Source organism: Salipiger sp. IMCC34102 (genome assembly GCF_004145405.1).
Lineage (GTDB): Bacteria > Pseudomonadota > Alphaproteobacteria > Rhodobacterales > Rhodobacteraceae > Loktanella.
On record NZ_SELQ01000004.1, the window covers coordinates 44,159 to 63,672 of the forward strand.

18 protein-coding genes are annotated in these 19,514 nt (G+C 67.7%); 11 read left to right on the top strand and 7 right to left on the bottom strand.

The window, feature by feature from the left end:
- The first annotated feature begins 2 nt into the window (after window positions 1-2).
- From mreC to EU805_RS09800, 5 genes are read left to right on the top strand one after another with little or no spacing between them, the layout of a single operon-like run.
- Window positions 3-911 (top strand): rod shape-determining protein MreC, encoded by a 909-nt coding sequence (mreC, locus tag EU805_RS09780; protein WP_129763793.1) that lies wholly within the window; start codon window positions 3-5, stop codon window positions 909-911.
- Window positions 904-1,443, top strand: coding sequence for a rod shape-determining protein MreD (locus tag EU805_RS09785; RefSeq protein ID WP_129763794.1), 540 nt, complete (start codon window positions 904-906; stop codon window positions 1,441-1,443). Before mreC ends, EU805_RS09785 begins: the two co-directional genes overlap by 8 nt.
- A complete protein-coding gene (mrdA, locus tag EU805_RS09790) occupies window positions 1,440-3,380 on the top strand; it encodes a penicillin-binding protein 2 (protein WP_129763795.1) in 1,941 nt (646 codons plus the stop codon). The genes EU805_RS09785 and mrdA overlap by 4 nt, the downstream gene beginning before the upstream one ends.
- On the top strand, window positions 3,377-4,516 hold the full coding sequence (rodA, locus tag EU805_RS09795; RefSeq protein WP_129763796.1) for a rod shape-determining protein RodA: 1,140 nt from the start codon (window positions 3,377-3,379) through the stop codon (window positions 4,514-4,516). Before mrdA ends, rodA begins: the two co-directional genes overlap by 4 nt.
- A complete protein-coding gene (locus tag EU805_RS09800; protein ID WP_129763797.1) occupies window positions 4,513-5,445 on the top strand; it encodes a glyoxylate/hydroxypyruvate reductase A in 933 nt (310 codons plus the stop codon). The genes rodA and EU805_RS09800 overlap by 4 nt, the downstream gene beginning before the upstream one ends.
- A gap of 53 nt (window positions 5,446-5,498) precedes the next feature.
- Here the strand turns inward: EU805_RS09800 and EU805_RS09805 are convergent, their stop codons facing one another.
- Together EU805_RS09805 and EU805_RS09810 are read right to left on the bottom strand one after the other, a co-directional pair.
- On the bottom strand, window positions 5,499-6,491 hold the full coding sequence (locus EU805_RS09805; protein ID WP_129763798.1) for an LLM class flavin-dependent oxidoreductase: 993 nt from the start codon (window positions 6,489-6,491) through the stop codon (window positions 5,499-5,501).
- Between the two features lie 116 nt (window positions 6,492-6,607).
- Window positions 6,608-8,026, bottom strand: coding sequence for an MORN repeat-containing protein (locus EU805_RS09810; protein WP_129763799.1), 1,419 nt, complete (start codon window positions 8,024-8,026; stop codon window positions 6,608-6,610).
- A 134-nt stretch (window positions 8,027-8,160) separates the two neighbouring features.
- Here EU805_RS09810 and EU805_RS09815 point away from each other — a divergent pair, with 134 nt between their 5' ends.
- From EU805_RS09815 to gltX, 5 genes are all read left to right on the top strand, one after another.
- Window positions 8,161-9,819, top strand: a complete 1,659-nt coding sequence (locus EU805_RS09815; protein WP_129763800.1) for an NAD+ synthase — start codon at window positions 8,161-8,163, stop codon at window positions 9,817-9,819.
- A gap of 109 nt (window positions 9,820-9,928) precedes the next feature.
- Entirely contained in the window at window positions 9,929-10,525 is a 597-nt protein-coding gene (locus EU805_RS09820; protein WP_129763801.1) for an NAD(P)H-dependent oxidoreductase, read from the top strand.
- A gap of 292 nt (window positions 10,526-10,817) precedes the next feature.
- Entirely contained in the window at window positions 10,818-11,522 is a 705-nt protein-coding gene (locus EU805_RS09825) for a DUF1236 domain-containing protein (RefSeq protein WP_129763802.1), read from the top strand.
- Window positions 11,523-11,655: 133 nt separating this feature from the next.
- Window positions 11,656-13,104 carry a DHA2 family efflux MFS transporter permease subunit gene (locus tag EU805_RS09830; RefSeq protein ID WP_129763803.1) on the top strand — a complete coding sequence of 483 codons (1,449 nt, stop codon included), beginning with the start codon at window positions 11,656-11,658 and terminating at the stop codon, window positions 13,102-13,104.
- Window positions 13,105-13,134: 30 nt separating this feature from the next.
- Window positions 13,135-14,460, top strand: a complete 1,326-nt coding sequence (gltX, locus tag EU805_RS09835) for a glutamate--tRNA ligase (RefSeq protein ID WP_129763804.1) — start codon at window positions 13,135-13,137, stop codon at window positions 14,458-14,460.
- A gap of 12 nt (window positions 14,461-14,472) precedes the next feature.
- On the opposite strand, the gene EU805_RS09840 is transcribed toward gltX, so the two are convergent.
- The 3 genes from EU805_RS09840 to EU805_RS09850 are packed head-to-tail and all read right to left on the bottom strand — an operon-like array spanning window position 14,473 to window position 18,196.
- A complete protein-coding gene (locus EU805_RS09840; protein WP_129763805.1) occupies window positions 14,473-15,024 on the bottom strand; it encodes a gamma-glutamylcyclotransferase family protein in 552 nt (183 codons plus the stop codon).
- Complete coding sequence (locus EU805_RS09845; RefSeq protein WP_129763806.1) at window positions 15,021-17,531, bottom strand: ABC transporter permease; 2,511 nt, start codon at window positions 17,529-17,531, stop codon at window positions 15,021-15,023. Before EU805_RS09845 ends, EU805_RS09840 begins: the two co-directional genes overlap by 4 nt.
- On the bottom strand, window positions 17,528-18,196 hold the full coding sequence (locus tag EU805_RS09850; RefSeq protein WP_129763807.1) for an ABC transporter ATP-binding protein: 669 nt from the start codon (window positions 18,194-18,196) through the stop codon (window positions 17,528-17,530). The genes EU805_RS09845 and EU805_RS09850 overlap by 4 nt, the downstream gene beginning before the upstream one ends.
- Here EU805_RS09850 and EU805_RS09855 point away from each other — a divergent pair.
- Window positions 18,195-18,866, top strand: a complete 672-nt coding sequence (locus EU805_RS09855; RefSeq protein WP_129763808.1) for an arylesterase — start codon at window positions 18,195-18,197, stop codon at window positions 18,864-18,866. The two genes, EU805_RS09850 and EU805_RS09855, sit on opposite strands and share 2 nt — an antisense overlap.
- Here EU805_RS09855 and EU805_RS09860 read toward each other — a convergent pair.
- Window positions 18,863-19,072 carry a cold-shock protein gene (locus tag EU805_RS09860; RefSeq protein WP_129763809.1) on the bottom strand — a complete coding sequence of 70 codons (210 nt, stop codon included), beginning with the start codon at window positions 19,070-19,072 and terminating at the stop codon, window positions 18,863-18,865. The two genes, EU805_RS09855 and EU805_RS09860, sit on opposite strands and share 4 nt — an antisense overlap.
- Before the next feature lie 196 nt (window positions 19,073-19,268).
- Window positions 19,269-19,475, bottom strand: a complete 207-nt coding sequence (locus EU805_RS09865) for a cold-shock protein (protein WP_129763810.1) — start codon at window positions 19,473-19,475, stop codon at window positions 19,269-19,271.
- Window positions 19,476-19,514 lie beyond the last annotated feature (39 nt).

Here is a 19,514-nt window from a genome sequence, read left to right on the forward strand (position 1 = left end):
GTTTGGCCCGCGACCGCGCCTCTGAGGATTTCACGACGCCGCTGCGCCGCCTTCTGGTGGCGGTGGGGATCGCGTTGTTGCTGGGGATCTTCCTGGTCTGGCGGATCGACAGCCCGCGGGTGGAACGCTTCCGAATGGCGGTGATCGACCGGGTGATCCCCAACTTCGACTGGGCCATGGCCCCGGTGACGGGCTTCGTGGGGCTGGTCGACAACTTCCGCAGCTACCAGGCGCTGGCCGAGCAAAACGGCGATCTGCGCCGCGAATTGCAGCAGATGAAGGCCTGGAAGGAAGCGGCCCTGCAACTCGAGCAGGAGAACGCACGCCTTCTGGATCTGAACAACGTGCGGCTCGATCCGCAGCTGACCTACGTGACGGGCGTGGTGATGGCCGACAGCGGCTCTCCGTTCCGGCAGTCCGTGCTGCTGAACGTGGGCGCGCGTGACGGAATCGTCGATGGCTGGGCCGCGATGGACGGGATCGGCCTGGTGGGCCGGATCAGCGGCGTGGGGCAGAAGACCGCGCGGGTGATGCTGTTGACCGATACTTCCAGCCGGATCCCCGTGACGATCCAACCGACCGGCCAGCGGGCGGTGCTGGGCGGCGACAACACCCTGAACCCGCCGATCGAGTTCCTCGAAAATCCCGACGCCGTGCGCCCCGGCGACCGGGTCGTAAGCTCCGGCGACGGCGGCGTGTTTCCCGCCGATCTGCTGATCGGGCAGGTGGCGCTGGGCAGCGACCGGCGGCTGCGCGTCAGGTTGGCGGCCGACTACGAGCGGCTGGAGTTCCTGCGCGTGCTGCGCGCGCGTCCCAACGAGCGGATCGAGGATCCGGGTGGTCTTCTGGCCGGCGAGATGCCGCAGTTCGGCCCCTTCCTGCCCGCGACCGCCCAGGCCACCGATGGCTGAGACGCCCACCACGCGGATCTGGTGGGGCCGTCTGACCTTCGTCGCGCTCGCCATAACGATCTTCTTCGTGCAGCTTCTTCCCACCGGCGCGAAACCGGAAAGCTGGACCGGACCCGACATGCTGCTGGTGCTGGTGCTGGCCTTCGTCGTTCGCCGCCCCGCCTTCGTGCCCTTCGCGTTGCTGGCGGGGGTGCTGCTGATGGCGGACCTGCTGCTGCAACGCCCGCCGGGCCTGTGGGCCGCCCTGGTCTGCGGGGTCAGCGAAATGTTGCGCAGGCGCAGCCGGGGCTTGCGGAACGTGCCATTGCTGATGGAATGGGGTACGGTAGCTTTGAGCATCGTCGCCATCGCGCTGGGCTACCGGTTGGTCCTGATCCTGGCGATGGTGCCTCAGCCGCCCCTGGGCCTGACCCTCGTGCAGACGGTCGCCACGATCGCGGTCTACCCGGTGGTGGTGGGGCTGGCACAGCTATTCTTCGGACTGACCCGACCGGCACCCGGTCAGGTCGACAGCTTTGGACACAAGTTATGAGACGCGTCGCCAAGGATATCGAGACCTCAAGCCGCACGGTCAGCCGTCGCGCCCTGATCGTGGGCGCCGCCCAGCTGGGGGTCGCCGGCGTGCTGGGCTGGCGGTTGCAGTCGATGCAGGTCGATCAGGCCGACGAGTTCCGTCTGCTGGCCGAGGAGAACCGGATCAACATCCGTCTTCTGCCGCCTGCCCGCGGGCTGATCTTCGATCGCAACGGCATTGCCATCGCCGACAACGAGCAGAACTACCGGGTCGTGATCGTCCGGGAGGAGGCCGGCGACGTGGACGAGGTGCTGGCCAAGCTGGTCCAGCTGGTCCCGCTGTCCGAAGACGTCATCGAGCGGGCCAAGACGGAGATGTACCGCCGCTCTCCCTTCGTGCCGGTGACCATCGCGGACCGTCTGTCCTGGGACGACGTGGCGCGGATCAACGTGAACGCCCCCGCGCTCAACGGGATCACCGCCGAGGTGGGCCTGTCGCGCCGTTACCCCTATGGTGCGGACGTAGGCCACGTGGTGGGCTACGTCGGCCCCGTCAGCGACTACGACCTGGCGCGGATCGACGACAAGGACCCGCTCTTGCAGATCCCGAAGTTCCAGATCGGCAAGACCGGGGTGGAGAACAAGCTGGAACACACGCTGCGCGGCAGCGCCGGCAACAAGCGCATCGAGGTCAACGCCCTCGGCCGGGTGATGCGAGAGCTCGACCGGCAGGAAGGCGAGCCGGGCAAGGACATCCAGCTGTGCCTCGACGAGCGGCTGCAATCCTACGCGCAGGCCCGGATGGACGGCGAAAGCGCGGGCGCCGTGGTGATCGACCTGGAAAACGGCGATCTGCGGGCCATCGCCTCGGCGCCGTCGTTCGATCCGAACCTCTTCGTGCGGGGCATCTCGGTCAAGGACTGGACCGACCTGAACGAGAACAAGTACCGCCCCCTCGCGGCGAAGGCGGCGCAGGGCGCCTATCCGCCGGGGTCGACCTTCAAGATGGTCACGGCACTGGCCGCACTGCAGGCGGGCGTCGTGGCCCCCGACGAGACGGTCTATTGCCCCGGCTACACCAATGTCTCGGGCACGCGGTTCCACTGCTGGAAGCGCGCCGGGCACGGCAACATCAACTTCCACGAAAGCCTCAAGCAATCCTGCGATTGCTACTACTACGAGGTCAGCCAACGCGTCGGCATCGACAAGATGGCCGAGATGGCGCGCCTGCTGGGACTGGGTGTCAGGCACGACCTGCCGTTGTCGGCGGTGGCCGAGGGGCTGGCGCCCGACAAGGCCTGGAAACGCGCGGTCCGGGACGAGACCTGGCGCGTGGGCGATACCGTCAACGCCTCGATCGGGCAGGGCTACGTGCTGGCCTCGCCCTTGCAACTGGCGGTGATGACCGCGCGGATCGCGACAGGGCGACACGTCACGCCCCGGCTGGTGAAATCCATCGACGGGGTCGAACAGCCGAGCGGGCTGGGCGATCCCCTGCCGATCAACGAGAACTGGCTGCGCCGGTGCCGCGCCTCCATGGACGCGGTGGTGAACCATCCGCGGGGCACCGGGCAGCGCTCCCGGATCGTGGCCGAGGGCATGCACATGGCCGGCAAGACCGGCACCAGCCAGGTGCGCCGGATCACCGCCGAAGAACGCGCCCGCGGCGTGACCCGCAACGAGGACCTGCCGTGGGAGCGCCGCGACCACGCGCTTTTCGTGAGCTTCGCGCCGGTCGAGAATCCCAAGTACGCAATCGCGGTCGTGGTGGAACACGGCGGCGGCGGCTCCACCGCCGCGGCCCCCATCGCGCGCGACATCATGCTGCAGGCGCTCTACGACGGGCCGCCGCCGCTGGAGGCCTATCCCAGCGCCGACCGGGGCGCGATCGAGGAGCAGCAGAAGCGCATCGCCGACCGGATCGCCAAGGTCGGGCGTGGAGTCTCGCCCGCATGAGCTACCTGACGAACAACGCGACCTACGTGCCGACCGGGCCGCGCAAGCTGATGTATCTCAACTGGCCGGTGATCTTTTTGCTGCTGGCGGTCTGCTCGTTCGGGTTCCTGATGCTCTACTCCGTCGCCGGTGGATCGGCGACGCCCTGGATGGAGCCGCAGATCAAGCGCTTCGCGTTGGGCATGGTGCTGATGGTAGGCGTAGCCATGGTGCCGATCTGGTTCTGGCGCAACATGGCGGGGCTTGCCTACGGTCTGTCGATCGCGCTCCTGGTGGGGGTGGAGCTGTTCGGCTCCGTCGGGATGGGCGCACAGCGCTGGATCGACCTGGGGTTCATGCGCCTGCAACCGTCAGAGCTGACGAAGATCACGCTCGTGATGTTCCTTGCCGCCTATTACGACTGGCTGCCGATCAACAAGACGTCGCATCCGCTCTGGGTGCTGATCCCGGTGGGGCTGATATTGGCGCCCACCGTACTGGTGCTGGGGCAGCCGGACCTGGGCACCGCCTTGCTGCTGCTACTGGGCGGGGCGACGGTGATGTTCGTGGCGGGCGTGCACTGGGCCTATTTCGTGACCGTCTTCGCCGCGGGCGTGGGCGCCGTTCTGGCGGTCTTCCAATCACGCGGCACGTCCTGGCAGCTTTTGAAGGACTACCAGTTCCGCCGGATCGACACCTTCATCGATCCATCGAACGATCCCCTGGGGGCGGGTTATCACATCACGCAGGCCAAGATCGCGCTGGGCTCTGGCGGGTTGACCGGGCGCGGATTCATGCAAGGCACGCAGAGCAGCCTCGATTTCCTGCCCGAGAAGCACACCGACTTCATCTTCACCACGCTGGCCGAGGAATTCGGATTTCTGGGGGCGATCGGGTTGCTGACGCTCTACGTTTTGATCATCCTGTTCTGCGTGGCCTCGGCCATGACCAACAAGGACCGGTTCGCGGCCCTTCTGACCCTGGGGATCGCGATGACCTTCTTTCTGTTCTTTGCCGTCAACATGGCGATGGTGACCGGGATGGCGCCCGTCGTGGGCGTGCCCTTGCCGCTGGTCAGCTACGGTGGATCGGCGATGCTGGTGCTGCTCGTGGCCTTCGGCCTGATCCAGTCGGCCCACGTGCACAAGCCGCGATGATCACCGTCCTGTTTTCCGCCCGCCCCGAATTGTGGGACGACTACCGCGACCTGCTGACAGAGGCGTTGGCCGCCGAAGGGCTGGACGCGCGGCTGACGCGCGAGTCCGACCCGGCAGAGGTCGACTACATCGTCTTCGCCCCCAACGGACCGGTCACGGACCTCGCACCTTACGTGAACACCAAGCTGGTCATGGGGCTCTGGGCGGGGGTCGAGCAGATCGTCGACAACGAGACCCTGACCCAGCCGCTCGCCCGCATGGTCGATCCCGCCCTGACGCAAGGCATGGTCGAATGGGTGACGGGTCACACGATGCGTCATCACCTGGACCTCGACGCGCATGTGAAGGGCCAGGACGGCGTCTGGCGGAACATGGACTATCCGCCGCTGGCGCAGGACCGGCCGGTGACGATCCTGGGCTTGGGCGAGTTGGGCACCGCCTGCGGGCAGGCGCTCGCGGGCTTGGGCTTTCCCGTGACGGGCTGGTCGCGCAGCCAGAAATCGGTCGAAGGTATCCGCTGTCTTTCAGGCGAGGATGGTCTGGTCGCGGCGCTGACGCAGGCGCAGATCGTCATCCTGCTGCTGCCGCAGACCCCCCAGACAGAGAATACGCTGGACGCCGACGCCCTTGCCCTGCTGGCACCCGGTGCCTTCGTCATCAACCCCGGCCGCGGGCCGCTGATCGACGACGCGGGCCTTCTGGCGGCACTCGACAGCGGTCAGGTGGCGGCTGCGACGCTGGACGTCTTCCGAGAGGAACCCTTGCCCGCGGATGATCCCTATTGGGCCCATCCCAAGGTCACGGTCACGCCGCATATCGCCTCGACAACGCGGGCGAAGACTGCCTCCACCGTGGTCGCGCAGAACATCGCGCGGGTCGAGGCGGGCAAGACGGCGCTGCACCTGGTGGATCGCCGCGCGGGATATTGACCCGAAAGCGGCGGGATCGCCCCCGCCGACATTTCCAATCCGCGATTCCGCGCTCAGGCGGCGATCTTGAGGTCGGACAAGGCTTCCGCCGCGAGGGTGAAGGACCTTTGGCGCGCCTCCGGGTCGAAGATCTGGCCGGTCAGGATGACCTCGTCCGGGGCATAGCGCGCGATCAGTTCGGACATCCGGGCGCGAACGGCTGACGTGCTGCCCACGGCACTGATGCGCAGCGCGTTGTCGATCCCCTGCCGAAGACCGGCGCCGATGGTCGCATCCAGATCGCGGACGGGGGCGGGCAGCTTGCCCGGCTGCCCCGTGCGCAAGCGCGCGAAGGCCAGTTGTTGCGAGGTCCGCAGGTAGTGCGCCTCCGCGTCCGTGTCGGCCACGATGGCGTTCACCGCGAGCATGAAATGCGGCCGATCGAGGTAGGCGGAGGGTCGGAACGTATCGCGGTAGACCGCGACGGCATCCTCGAGCGCGTCGGGGGCGAAGTGGCTCGCGAAGGCGTAAGGCAGGCCCAGGTGTGCTGCAAGCTGGGCGCCGAAAAGCGAACTCCCCAGGATCCAGACCGGAACATGCGTGCCTTGGCCCGGGTGCGCCTGGACGGGGGCTGCGGGATCGGCCTCGCCGAAGTAGGACAGAAGCTCGACCGTGTCGTTGGGGAAGGTGTCGCCGCGCGGGCCTGCGCGCATCGCCCGCATCACCGCGTGATCACCGCCCGGCGCGCGGCCCAGGCCAAGGTCGATGCGGTCGGGGTAGATGGTGGCCAGCGTGCCGAACTGCTCGGCGATGGCGAGCGGGGCGTGGTTGGGCAGCATCACGCCACCGGCGCCCACGCGGATCCGGCGGGTCGCAGCCGCGATATGGCCGATCAGGACGGAGGTCGCGGCGGAGGCGATGCCCGGCATGTTGTGGTGCTCGGCCAGCCAGTAGCGGTGATAGCCCGCCTCCTCGGCGGTGCGGGCGAGGTCCACGGAATTGGCGATGGCCTGGGCCGCCGTCTGGCCTTCGGTGACGGGGGCGAGGTCGAGGATGGAATGGTGCATGGGGTCGGTCCTTTGGGTGGGACTGACCTATGCGCTTCATGCCTCGGTGCAAGGGGTCGGCCGCTGCGCGGCCGATGCCTCCGGCGGGGATATTTCTAGAACAGAGGGGGCGGCGTTCAGTTCGCCGGGGCGGCGTCGGGAGCGGCGTCGCTGTCGGGGACGAGCATCGCGCCGTCGGCCCATTCGCCGCTGGTGGTCTCGCCGCTGGCGTAGCGCATGGTGCCGGGACCCTCCCTGCGACCGCGCACGAAGTTGCCTTCGTAGACGTCGCCGTTGACGTAGGTGGCGATGCCTTCGCCCGACATCTCTCCGTCCGCCCAGTCGCCGGTATAGGTGAAGCCGTCGGGCAGCGTGATCGTGCCGGTGCCGTGGCGCTGTCCGGCGCGGAAGCCGCCCTCGTAGACGGTGCCGTCGGCGTAGGTGGCGGTGCCCTGACCGTCGCGTTCGCCGTCGGACCAGCCGCCGCTGTAGGTGTAGCCGTCGGGGTAGGTCATCGTGCCTTGCCCGTCGTTGCGCGCGTTCGAGAACTCGCCCTCGTAGATCAGCCCGTTGGCATAGACGGCGCGACCGGTGCCGTCGATCACGCCGCTGGTCCATTCGCCTTCGTAGGTGGAGCCGTCGGGATAGGTGATCTTGCCGGTGCCATCGGCGAGATCGTCGGCGAATTGCCCGGTGTAGACCGCGCCGTCGGGATAGATCACGGTGCCTTCGCCCTCGATCTGTCCCGCGACCCAGTCGCCTTCGAAGCGGTAGCCGTCGGTGCCGATGAAGGTCCCTTCGCCTTCGCGCAGATCGTTCGCGAAACCGCCTTCGTAGACGTCGCCGTTGGCGTAAGTCACGCGGCCCTGGCCTTCGCGGCGTCCGCCCACGAGATCGCCTTCGTAGGTATCCCCGTTGGCCTGCACGAGCGTGCCCGAGCCTTCGATCTGCCCGTCGACCCAGGTGCCGGTGTAGGTCATCCCGTCGGGCATCGAGAGCGAGCCCTCGCCGTTGCGTTCGCCGTTGGTCAACGCGCCGTCGTAGGTCGCACCATCGGCATAGGTGATCGTGCCGCGGCCTTCCTTGACCCCGTTGATCCAGTCGCCGGTGTAGGAATAGCCGTCCGGGCTGCGCATGGTGCCGGTGCCGTGGTGCATGGCGTTGCGGAATTCGCCTTCGTAGACCACGCCGTTGGCGTAGGTGGCGGTGCCGCGGCCCGTGATCTCTCCCGCGTCCCAGTCGCCTTCGTAGGTCCCGCCGTCCGCGAAGGCGATGGTGCCGGTGCCGTCGGGCTTGCCGGCGGCGAAGCTGCCCTCGTAGACCGATCCGTTGGGAAAGACGGCGCGGCCCTGGCCCGAGATCTCGCCCTGGACCCATTCGCCGGTGTATTCGTAGCCGTTGGGCAGGCGATAGGTGCCTTGCCCGTGTTGCTTGCCGCCCAGGAACGCGCCTTCGTAGACGCCGCCATCGTCGTACTGCTTGGTCTCGACGGTCTGTGCGAACGCGGGTCCCGAAAGGACCAGCGCCAGAAATGCGGCCGTGGCGATGCGCGTCATGGAAGTCCCCGGATGTTGTCTCGGTCTGCACCCTACCGCGCGGGCCTGCATCATGACAACACGCGCGCGGTCTTGCCGGCGGGTTTCCCTTGCCCCGCAATCTGCTATGGCTCCTGCGAAACCGGAGATCCGCCATGACCGACCGCTTCCGCATCACGCTGGCCCAGTTGAACCCGACCGTGGGAGACCTCGACGGAAACGCAGCGCGCGCGCGCGCCGCCTGGGAGCTGGGCCGCGATGCCGGTGCCGACCTCGTGGCCCTGCCGGAGATGTTCCTGACCGGCTACCAGACCCAGGACCTGATCCGGCGGGCGGGGTTCATTCTGGACGCCGTGGCGCAGGTCGAGGCGCTGGCCGCCGCCTGTGCCGATGGGCCGGCGCTGATGATCGGGGCGCCGGGCATGAACGGCGTGCGCTTGCACAACAGCTATTACCTGCTGCGGGACGGCAAGATCGCGGGGCGGGCCGACAAGCATTTCCTGCCGAACTACAACGTCTTCGACGAAGTGCGGCTCTACAATCGCGGCGACATCCAGGGACCCTTCGCGACCCCGGGCCCGCGCCTGGGCACGCCGATCTGCGAGGATGCCTGGTACCCGGACGTGGCGGAGGCGCAGGTGGAAAGCGGCGCCGAGGTGCTGCTGGTTCCCAACGGCAGCCCCTATTTCCGCGACAAGATGGAGGTGCGGCTCAACAACATGGTCGCCCGCGTGGTCGAGAACGACGTGCCGCTCATCTACCTCAACATGGTGGGGGGGCAGGACGACCAGGTTTTCGACGGCGGCTCCTTCGTGCTGAACCGCGGCGGCGCGCTGGCCTTGCAACTGCCGGTCTTCGAGGAGGCGGTGGCGCATGTCGATCTGGAACGGGGCGAGGCGGGCTGGCAGGCCGTCCCGGCGGCGCGGCCCGTTCTGCCGGACAGCCACGAACAGGACTATCACGCGATGGTGCTGTCGGTGCGGGACTACTTCGCCAAGACCGGGTTCAAGACCGCCCTGCTGGGGCTTTCGGGCGGAATCGATAGCGCGATCGTGGCGACCATCGCCGCGGACGCGCTGGGGCCCCAGAATGTGCGCTGCGTGATGCTGCCGTCGAAATACACCAGCCAGGCATCGCTCGACGATGCGGCCTCGGTTGCGCGCAGCTTGGGCTGCAAGCTGGACGAGGTGTCGATCGCGGATCCGGTGCATGCCGTGGAGGCAGCGCTCGCACCGCTCTTCGACGGCCACGCCCCGGATCTGACCGAGGAGAACATCCAGTCCCGCCTGCGCGGGCTCTTGCTCATGGCGCAGTCCAACAAGTTCGGGGAGATGCTGCTGACCACCGGCAACAAGTCCGAGGTCGCGGTGGGTTACGCCACGATCTACGGCGACATGTCCGGCGGCTACAACCCGATCAAGGACCTCTACAAGACGCGGGTCTTCGAGATCTGCCGCTGGCGCAACGCGCACCACCGGCCGTGGATGCAGGCCCCGGCGGGGGAGGTCATTCCCACGGCGATCATCGACAAGCCCCCCAGCGCGGAGTTGCGCCCCGACCAGCGGGACGAGGACAGCCTGCCGCCTTATCCGGTGCTGGACGACATCCTGATCCGGCTGGTCGACGAGGAGCAATCGGTCGCCGATTGCGTGGCCGCGGGCCATGATCTCGAGACGGTCAAGAAAATCGAACACCTGATCTACATCAGCGAATACAAACGCTTCCAGTCCGCGCCCGGCACGCGACTCAGCCAGCGTGCCTTCTGGCTGGACCGGCGCTACCCGATCGTGAACCGCTGGCGCGACGGCGGCTGATCGGATCGGTGCGATTTTGCAAGGGGGCCTGTTTTCAGGTGCAACTTGTGTGCGGCGTGCCTGACGCTAGATCTGCGGCAAGGAAACCCGAGACGAAAGGCTGATCAAAATGGCATCCCCGAAAATCGCGATCTTCTTCTATTCCACTTATGGCACGAACCACTCTGTCGCCCTCGAAGCCAAGGCGGCGGCCGAAGCCGCGGGCGCCGAAGTGCGCCTGGCGAAAATCCCCGAAACGGCGCCCCAGTCCGTGATCGACGGACAGGACGCCTGGAAGGCCCAGCAGGAGCGCGCCGCCGACATTCCCGAGGCGACCCCAGACGATGTCGAATGGGCCGACGGGCTGTGGTTCTCCGGCCCCGTGCGGTTCGGCGGCCAGTCGAGCCAGGTTCGGGCGTTCATCGACACCCTGGGCGGCCTGTGGGGCACCGGCATCCTGGTCAACAAGACGATCACCGCCACCACCTCGGCCCAGAACCCCAACGGCGGCGTCGAGAACACGCTGATGAACCTTTATCATGCGGCGATGCACTGGGGGGCGATCCCGGTCGTGCCGGGCTACTCGGACGAGGTGAAGTTCGAGGACGGCGGCAATGCCTATGGCTACTCCATGGTCGGCGGCAACGATCTGACCGACGTGCAGAAGCGTTCCATCGCGCACCAGTCCAAGCGCCTGGTCGAGATCACGGCCAAGATCAACTCGTAAGCGAACCTCGCGGCGCGGTCCTCGGGCCGCGCCGCTGCAACTGCTACCAAAGCGTGACGGCAAGGTTTGCTGGCATCCTGCGCTGGTGAGTACGCCGAAACGGGTTTGGTTCCCGCTCGAAATCCACCCTTCCGAAATTCCGCCATTCGCCCTGTCGCGATAGGCCAATCTGCGCTCACCCCTCGTGCTGCCATCTGGATTTGCACCGACGCGGGGCGCAGATCTTGGTCACAAGCTCCGGCCTGTGGGTCGGGACCGATTGGCGGTCCCGTGGGTCGGAAGGAGAACCAAGATGTCGATGAAGATGATGACCGCTGTATCCGTGGCCGCCCTGATCGCGGCTGCACCCGTCGCGGCGCAAACCATGGCCAACACCGCGACCGAGTTGAACGTGCGCGCGACCCCCAGCCCCTTCGGCGAGATTTCCGGCGTGCTGGAACAGGGTGCCGAAGTGACGATCGACGGCTGCCTGGAAGACGTGAGCTGGTGCCAGATCTCCTCGGGCGAGATGATGGGCTGGGCGTCGGGCCAGTACCTCTACGTGGCCGAAGGCTCGGAGGCGGTGCCGCTGGTGAACATGGCCGGTGAGCAGGCCCCCGTGACCGTGATCGAGCGCCCCGTGGAGGCCGAAGCCGAGGTCGCGGATGGCGAGGTGACGGAAGGCGACCAGACCGCCTCCGCGCTGGCGACCGGCACGGTCGGTGCGCTGACGGCGGCGGCCTTCGGTGGCCCGGTAGGCGCGATCGTGGCCTCTGGCATCGCCGGAACGGTGCTGGGATCCGAGGTGGCAGAGCCCACCGAAGAGACGATCACCTTCGTGAACGCGAACCCGGTCGAGACGGTCTACCTGGACGGCGAAGTCGTCCGTGGCGCCGCGATTCCGGCGAGCGTGACGACCTACGAGGTCCCGCAGGAGAACCTGCGCTATCTCAACGTCAACAACCTGCCCGTGCTGGTCGATGCCGAGACCGGGACGATCGTGCGCATCCTGCGCTGATCCGTCGGGCTTTCGAGTAAATAGAAAGGGCCCGGTGCAGAGATGCGCCGGGCCCTTTCTATTTACTCGAAAGCGGCCCTGTAACTCCCCGGTGGCTGGCCGTAAGTGTGGGCAAAACGGAAAGACCGGACCCATGAACCGCACGAACGACGACGCGCCCCTTCCGGGGCGATGGATTGCCATGGCCGCCTTGCTGGTGGCGGGCTTCATGAACCTGATGGACGTGACCATCGTGAACGTGGCGATTCCGTCGCTGCAGGCGGCCTTCGGCGCCAACGAGGCCCAGATCGAGTGGGTCGTCGCGGTCTACATCCTGACCTTCGCCCTGCTGCTGTTGCCGATGGGGCGCCTGGGCGACGTCTACGGGCGCAGGCGGATGTTCATCGGCGGTGTCTGCGTCTTTACCCTGGGGTCCGCCCTCTGCGGGCTGGCGCCTTCTATCGAGACACTGATCGGGGCGCGGGTGGTGCAGGGGATCGGCGGGGCGATGATGACACCGCAGACCCTTGCCATCGTGCCCGCGCTTTTCGCGCCGAAGGAGCGCGGGATGGCCTTTGCGCTCTTCGGGTTGTCGGCCGGGTTGGCCAGCGTGTCGGGGCCGGTTCTGGGCGGGGCGTTGATCGGGGCGGACCTGGGCGGTCTCGATTGGCGCCCGATCTTCCTCGTGAACGTGCCGGTGGGCGTCATCGCCGTGCTTGGCGCGCTGCGCTACGTGCCGAACCTGCCGGGCCGCAAGGGGCTGGAGATCGACTTCGTCGGGATCGGCCTGGCGGCGGTGACGCTGTTCCTGGTGCTCTTCCCGTTGATCGAGGGGCGGCAGTTGAACTGGCCTGCATGGCTCTTCGTCATGCTGGGTGCGGCACTTCCGGCGGCGGTGCTATTCGTGCTGTGGCAGCGCAGGCGCGCGGCAAGCGGGCGGGCCCAACTGTTGCCGGTCACCTTGTTCGCGAACCGCAACTACATGATCGGGACCGGGCTCGTGACTCTTCTCTTCGCGGGCATTCCGGGCTTTTTCTTCGTGTTGGCGATCCTGCTGCAGGTGGGCAACGGATTGACCCCGTTGCAGTCGGGTCTGACGACAATGCCGTTCTCTGTCGGGGTGCTGATCGCCTCCGCCGTGGCGGGGCGGCTGGGCAACCGGACGCCGAAGCTGCGGATCGCCCTCGGGGGCGTGATGCTGCTGGTCTGCATGTCCATCCTGCCGGTCCTGGTGCCCGGTGCCGGAGAGACGCTGTCGCGGACCGCCCTGCTTCCGGCGCTGCTGCTGGGCGGCCTGTGGTTGGGCACGGCCGTCTCGCCCATGTTCAACACGGTTCTGGCGCAGGTGGCGGAGGCGGACACGGGCTCTGCCTCCGGCGCGTTGCAGGCGTTCCAGCAGGTGGGCGGTGCGCTGGGGCTTGCAGTGATGGGGCAGCTTTTCTTCGGATACCTTGCCCGCGCGGGCGCGGACGTGCCGGCCTACTCGACGGCGCTGGCGCACGCGCTGTGGTTCTCGACCGTGACGTTCGCGCTGGTGGCGCTGCTGGTCTGGCGCTTGCCCAAGGGACAGAGGGCCAAACTGGACAAAGCCGCTGCAGCGTGACAGATGCTGGGCCAATTCGAGAGGACGCCCATGACCACGATCACCCGCTTCGCCCCGTCGCCCACCGGCTGGCTGCATATCGGCAACCTGCGTGCTGCGCTCTTCAACTATGCCATCGCGCGGCAGAACGGCGGGACCTTCATCCTGCGGATCGACGACACCGACCAGGAACGCTCGAAGCCCGAGTACAAGGAAGGCGTGCGCGACGTTCTGACCTGGCTGGGGATCACCTGGGACGACACCGTGGCCCAGTCGGACCGGCTGGAGCGTTACAACGCGGCGCGTGACCAGTTGATCGCGGGCGGGCGGCTCTACGAGTGTTTCGAGACGCCGGTGGAACTGGACCTCAAGCGCAAGAAGCAGCTCAACATGGGCAAGCCGCCGGTCTACGACCGGGCGGCCCTGTCCCTGACCGAAGCGCAGAAGCAGGCCTACCGCGACGAGGGGCGCCGCCCGCACTGGCGTTTCAAGCTGAACCTGGAACGGGTCGAGTGGGACGACCAGATCCTGGGCCCGCTGTCGATCGATTGCACCAGCGTGTCCGACCCCGTGCTGATCAAGGAGACGGGGCAGATCCTCTACACCTTCGCCTCGCCCGTGGACGACGTGGACATGGGGATCACGGACATCGTGCGCGGGTCGGATCACGTGACCAACACCGCCACGCAGATCCAGATCATCGAGGCGCTGGGTGGCAGCGTGCCGCGGTTCGCGCACCATAGCCTGCTGACCGGCCCGCAGGGAGAGGCGCTGTCCAAGCGTTTGGGCACGCTTGCGCTGCGTGATCTGCGCGCGCAAGGCATCGCCCCCGAGGCGGTGCTGAGCCTGATGGCGCAGCTGGGGTCCAGCCAGCCGGTCGTGCTGGTCGACGGGATCGACGACGTGGTCGCGGGCTTCGACATCTCCACCTTCGGATCGGCCCCGACGAAGTTCGACTTCGAGGATCTCTGGCCCCTGACGGCGCGTCATCTGGCCCGGCTGGAGGCCGCCGACGTGAAGCCCACGCTGGATGCGGCCGGCGTCCCCGACGATCTGCAGCCCGCCTTCTGGAACGCCGTGAAGGGCAACGTCGGCAAGCTCGATGACGTGGCCCCCTGGTGGGCGCTCTTCCAGGACGGCGGTGAGGCGGTCGTGGCCGAGGAGGATCGCGCCTTCGTGGAGGAGGCCTTCGGTCTGCTGGGCGAGCCGCCCTATACCGACCAGACCTGGGGGGAATGGACGGGGGCCGTGAAGGAGGCTTCCGGCCGCAAGGGCAAGCAGCTTTTCATGCCGCTGCGGCTGGCAATCACGGGCCAGGCCCGCGGGCCGGAGATGGCCGAGGTGATGCCGCTTCTTCAGCGCAAGCCCAGCCTCTGAAGCGGGCGCGGACTATCCGGGCCCCTGCGCCGCCCCGTCCAGCGCGGCGAGGTGGCCGTCGATCCGCTCCGTGACATTGTCGGCGACGGGTTGGACGCGCGAGTAGACAGGCTCCGCCCGGTCGTCGTCGATCGGTCCCCAGCCCGTGGTCGTGGCGAAGAACCGCGCGAGCCCCTCTTCCCCGTAGATGTCGAAGAACCCTTGCGCAACGGTGTCGAGGTAGCTGCGCAGGATCGGGGCTTCTCCGCCCGGCTTGGCCAGGACCGTGGTCGAGACCCGGTAGACCGCGCATTCGGGCACGCCGATGGTTTCCGAGATGTCCACGCGGGTATAGGCCGCCTCGCGCTGGTCAAGGGCGGTCCAGTCCGCATCCGGCACCTGCGCCACGATCCCGTCGATCCTGCAGTCGAAATCCGGCTCGACCGACAGGAAGGCGGCGCGTCGCAGGGTCGTGGTGCGCCAGATCCGCCGCCATCCGGGCAAGGTGGCGGGGCGTGGATCACGATAGGCGTGGGTCGCCAGGTGCACGAGGCTGCCGTAGCCGAAGAAACTGGGTTCGGTCATTCGCGCGCCCTCAGGATGCGTGCGGGACGGGCGTTCAGGGGGCGGATCGCGAAGGCGAGACCGGCTGCGAGCGAAATCGCGATGCCGCCCGCCACGATGCCGATGGCGTTGGACCAGATGGGCACGAAGGTGTCCTCCATGATGAACCTCTGCACGGCCCAGCCGCCGAGGATCCCGGCGGCGAGGGCGACGATGCCGGCGCTAAGACCCAAGAGACCGGCGCGCAAGGCGAAACTGGTCAGGATGGTGCGGCGGGACGCGCCCAGCGTCTTGAGGACCGCGGCCTCGAATGTGCGGGCCCGCTCGCCCGCCGCCGCCGCACCGATCAGGACGAGAAAGCCCGTGACCAGCGTGGCGAGCGCACCGTATCGGGTGGCGGCGGTGATGCCTTCCACCAGGGTCGCGACCTGATCGATGGCATCGCGGATGCGGATCGCGGTCACGTTGGGATAGGCGGTCGCGATCTCGCGCAGGATCGGGGCCTCCGCCTCCGGCGTGGTGTAGACGGTGGAGATCCAGCTGTGCGGCGCGCCTGCCAGCGCGCTTTCGTTCATGGCAAGCACGAAGCCGATGCCCGCGTCTTCCCAGCTGACCTCCCGAAAGCTGGTGACGGTGCCGGTGATGTCGCGGCCCAGGACGTTGACGGTCATGCTATCGCCCAGCGACAGTCCGATCTCGGCGGCTTCCTCGGCCGAGAAGCTGATCTGCGGCGGGCCGGTATAATCGGCGGGCCACCATTCGCCTTCGGTCAGGGTGGTGCCATCGGGCATGGCGGCGGCGTAGGTGATGCCGCGATCTCCGCTGGTGACCCAGTGACCGTCGGCGAAGACCTCGGCCGGCTGGTCGTTGATGCGTGTGAGTACCCCGCGCAGCATCGGGACCGCGTCGACGCGGCTGACGTCCGGCGTGTCGGCGAGGATCTCGCTGAAGCCTTCGATCTGGTCGGGCTGGATATCGACGAAGAAGTAGCTCGGCGCGACCTCCGGCAGTTCGGCGGTGAAGGCGCGGCGCAGGTTGCCGTCGATCTGGCCGATGGCGGCGAGGACCGAAAGACCAAGGCCCAGCGACAGGACGACGGAGGTGCTTTCGCCCCCGCGGGCGCCGATGCTGGCCAAGCCCGCGCGCAGCGCGGGACGCCCCCGCGCGGCAAGGCGCAGTCGCCGCGCGATCCAGCGGATCGCGGCGGCGGCGAGCACGAGAAGGACGAAGGCTGCCGCAATGCCGCCAGCGGTCCACAAGGTGAGCCAGGCCGTGCCGGAGAACCAGATGGCGAGCCCCAGCAGGAGCGCCACGAGAGCCACGGTGGTCGCGAGGTAAGGCCAGCGGGGCAGGGCGCTGCCGCTGGCGAAGGCGTCGCGAAAGAGGGTCGCGGCGCGGATCTGCTCGGTCCGGGCGAGGGGCCAGAGGGTGAAGATGAGGGCCGCCAGAAGGCCGTAGATCGCGGCCTCCATCAGCGGGGCGGGGGCGAGGGTGAAATCGGCCGGAATGGGCAGGGCGGCTTCGATGAAGGGCGCCAGCAGAAGCGGGATGCCCGCGCCGAGGATCAGCCCCAGCGCGATCCCCAGAAGGGTCAGCACGCCGATCTGCAGGAAGTAGGTGGCGAAGATGGTGGCACGCGTGGCCCCCAGCGTCCTGAGCGTCGCGATGGTGCCGGTCTTGCCGCCCAGGTAGGCGCGCACGGCAGAGGAGACGCCCACGCCGCCCACCGCAAGTCCCGACAGGCCCAGCAATATCAGGAACGCCCCGATCCGGTCGATGAAGCGCGCGGTCCCGCCCGCCCCGTTGCGGCTGTCGCGCCAGCGCAACCCGGTATCGCGGAAGCGATCTTCCGCGCGGGTTTCGAGCGCGTCGAGATCGGTGCCGGGGGGCAGTCGCATGCGGTAGTCGGTATCGAAGAGGGTGCCTTCGCCCAACAGGCCCGAGGCCGACAGGTCCCGCGAAAGCACGATGGTGCGCGGACCCAGCGAGAAGCCCGCGCTGCCGTTGTCGGGGAAGCTGTCGAGCGTGGCGGCGAAGACGAAGTCCTGCGTGCCGAGGCGGAACGTGTCACCGGGCGAAAGGCCGAGACGGTCGGCAAGGACCCGTTCCATCACGCCGCCGGGCAAGGTGCCGTCGCCTGCCAGCGCCTCCGCGAGCGGCATCGGCGGGTCGAGCGTGACCTGGCCCACGAGCGGATAGAGGTCGTCCACGGCGCGAATGCGCGTCAGCGCGCGTTCGTCGCCTACGACCGTCATGGATCGAAAGTCGTAGGTCTCGGATACCTCCGTGGCGACGCTGTCGAAGAAGGCGCGTTCTTCCTCTGTCGCGCGGCGGTAGGTCAAGGTGGCCTGTGCGTCGCCGCCCAAAAGCGCGGCCCCCTGTTCCGCGAGCCCCGCGGTGATGCCCGCGCGCACCGTTCCGACCGCGGCGATGGCCGCGACCCCGAGGGCGAGACAGGCCAGGAAGATGCGAAATCCGCGCAGGCCGCCACGAAGCTCCCGCCGGGCGAAACGGAAGGCGAGCCTCATGCGAGGCGTCCGTCGCGCAAGGGAATGATCCGGTCACACCGCTCCGCGAGGTCCGGCGCATGGGTGACCATGATCAGCGTGGCACCGTGCCGGTCGCGCAGGGAAAAGAGCAGGTCCATCACCGTCCCGCCGGTGGTGGCGTCGAGATTGCCCGTCGGCTCGTCGGCCAGAAGGATCTTGGGGCGGGGGGCGGAGGCACGGGCGAGGGCGGTGCGTTGCTGCTCTCCACCCGAAAGCTGGGCGGGGTAATGGTCGGCGCGGTGGTCGAGGCCCATGGTCTCGAGCTCGGCGCGGGCGCGGTCGAAGGCGTCGGCGTGACCGGCGAGTTCCAGGGGCGTCGCGACGTTCTCCAGCGCGGTCATGGTGGGGATCAGGTGGAAAGACTGGAACACCACCCCCATATTGTCCCTGCGGAAGCGCGCCAGTTGATCCTCTGTCATGTCGGACAAGGGCTGGTCCAGCGCCGTTATCCTTCCGGAGGTCGCCTGTTCCAGGCCACCCATCAGCATCAGGAGCGACGATTTGCCAGAACCACTCGGACCGATCAGCCCCAGCGTCTCGCCCGCGCGGACGTCGAGCGAGATGTCGTGCAGGATGTCGACGGGCCCTGCGTTGCCATCGAGCGACAGCGAAACGTCGGCGAGCGACAGGACGGGTTGGGGCATGGGGGAGGTCCTTGGTGGGTCAGCCCTTGGATATGGGGCATGGCGGGTGTTCCGCAACGCCTGCGCGCTGGTGTTTATCGCCGCACCTGGCTGGGCCGAGCCTGTGACGGTGGCGGCCCTGGGCGACAGCCTGACGGCGGGCTACGGCCTGCCACGGGCGCAGGGGTTCGTGCCGCAGATGCAGGCCTGGCTGGACGAGGCCGGGGCGGAGGTGGTGCTGGTCAACGCGGGCGTCTCCGGCGACACGACGGCGGGCGGGTTGTCGCGGCTGGACTGGACGCTGACGCCCGACGTCGACGGGCTGATCGTGGCGCTGGGCGGGAACGACTACCTGCGCGCACTCGATCCGGCCGTTTCAGGCCGGAACCTCGATGCGATCCTGTCGGGGGCGCAGGCACGTGACCTGCCGGCATTGCTGATCGGAATAGAGGCGGGGGCGAATTACGGGCCGGAGTTCCAGACGGCCTTCAACGGCATGTACCGGGATCTTGCCCGGACCTACGACGTGCCGCTGATTCCCGATTGGTTCGATGCGCTGCAGGCCGAGGGGCAGGATCCGTCGCGTCTGCTGCAGTCGGACGGTGTGCATCCCAACGCCGCGGGCGTAAGCCTGATCGTGGCGGCGATGGGGCCGGTCCTGCTGGACTTCGTGGAAGGGCTCGAGCCCTAGTTCATGGGCGACAGATTGACGGCCGATTCCCGCCCGTCGCGCCCGGCCTCGATGTCGAAGCTGACTTTCTGGTTGTCCGCGAGCCCGGTCAGACCGGAGCGTTCGACCGCCGAGATGTGGACGAAGACGTCCTTGCTACCGCCGTCGGGTGCGATGAAACCGTAGCCCTTGGTGGTGTTGAACCATTTGACAGTGCCTGTCGCCATGTCGTTTTCCTCTCCTGTTGTCAGTGCCGCTCGCGGGTGCAGCAGCTTGGCCCGTCCATCGTGCGAGCAAGGCAGCAAAGGTGACGTAGCACCCCGACTATGAAGGGCGACGCATCAAAATCAACAGGTTTTTGGAAGGTGCCCTTTACGCCGGGCCAGGCGGTGAGGCGCGCGCCGGGCGCGCGCCTCGGAATGCTTAGACGAGGGCCAGGTTCACGGCCGATTCGCGACCGTCACGGCCGGATTCGATGTCGAAGCTGACTTTCTGGTCGTCGTTCAGGCCGTTCAGGCCAGAGCGCTCGACGGCGGAGATGTGGACGAAGACGTCCTTGGAGCCGCCATCGGGAGCGATGAAGCCGAAGCCTTTGGTGGCGTTGAACCATTTCACGGTGCCAGTGGCCATGTGATATTCCTTCATGAGTGTCCGTCCACAGGATTGCGA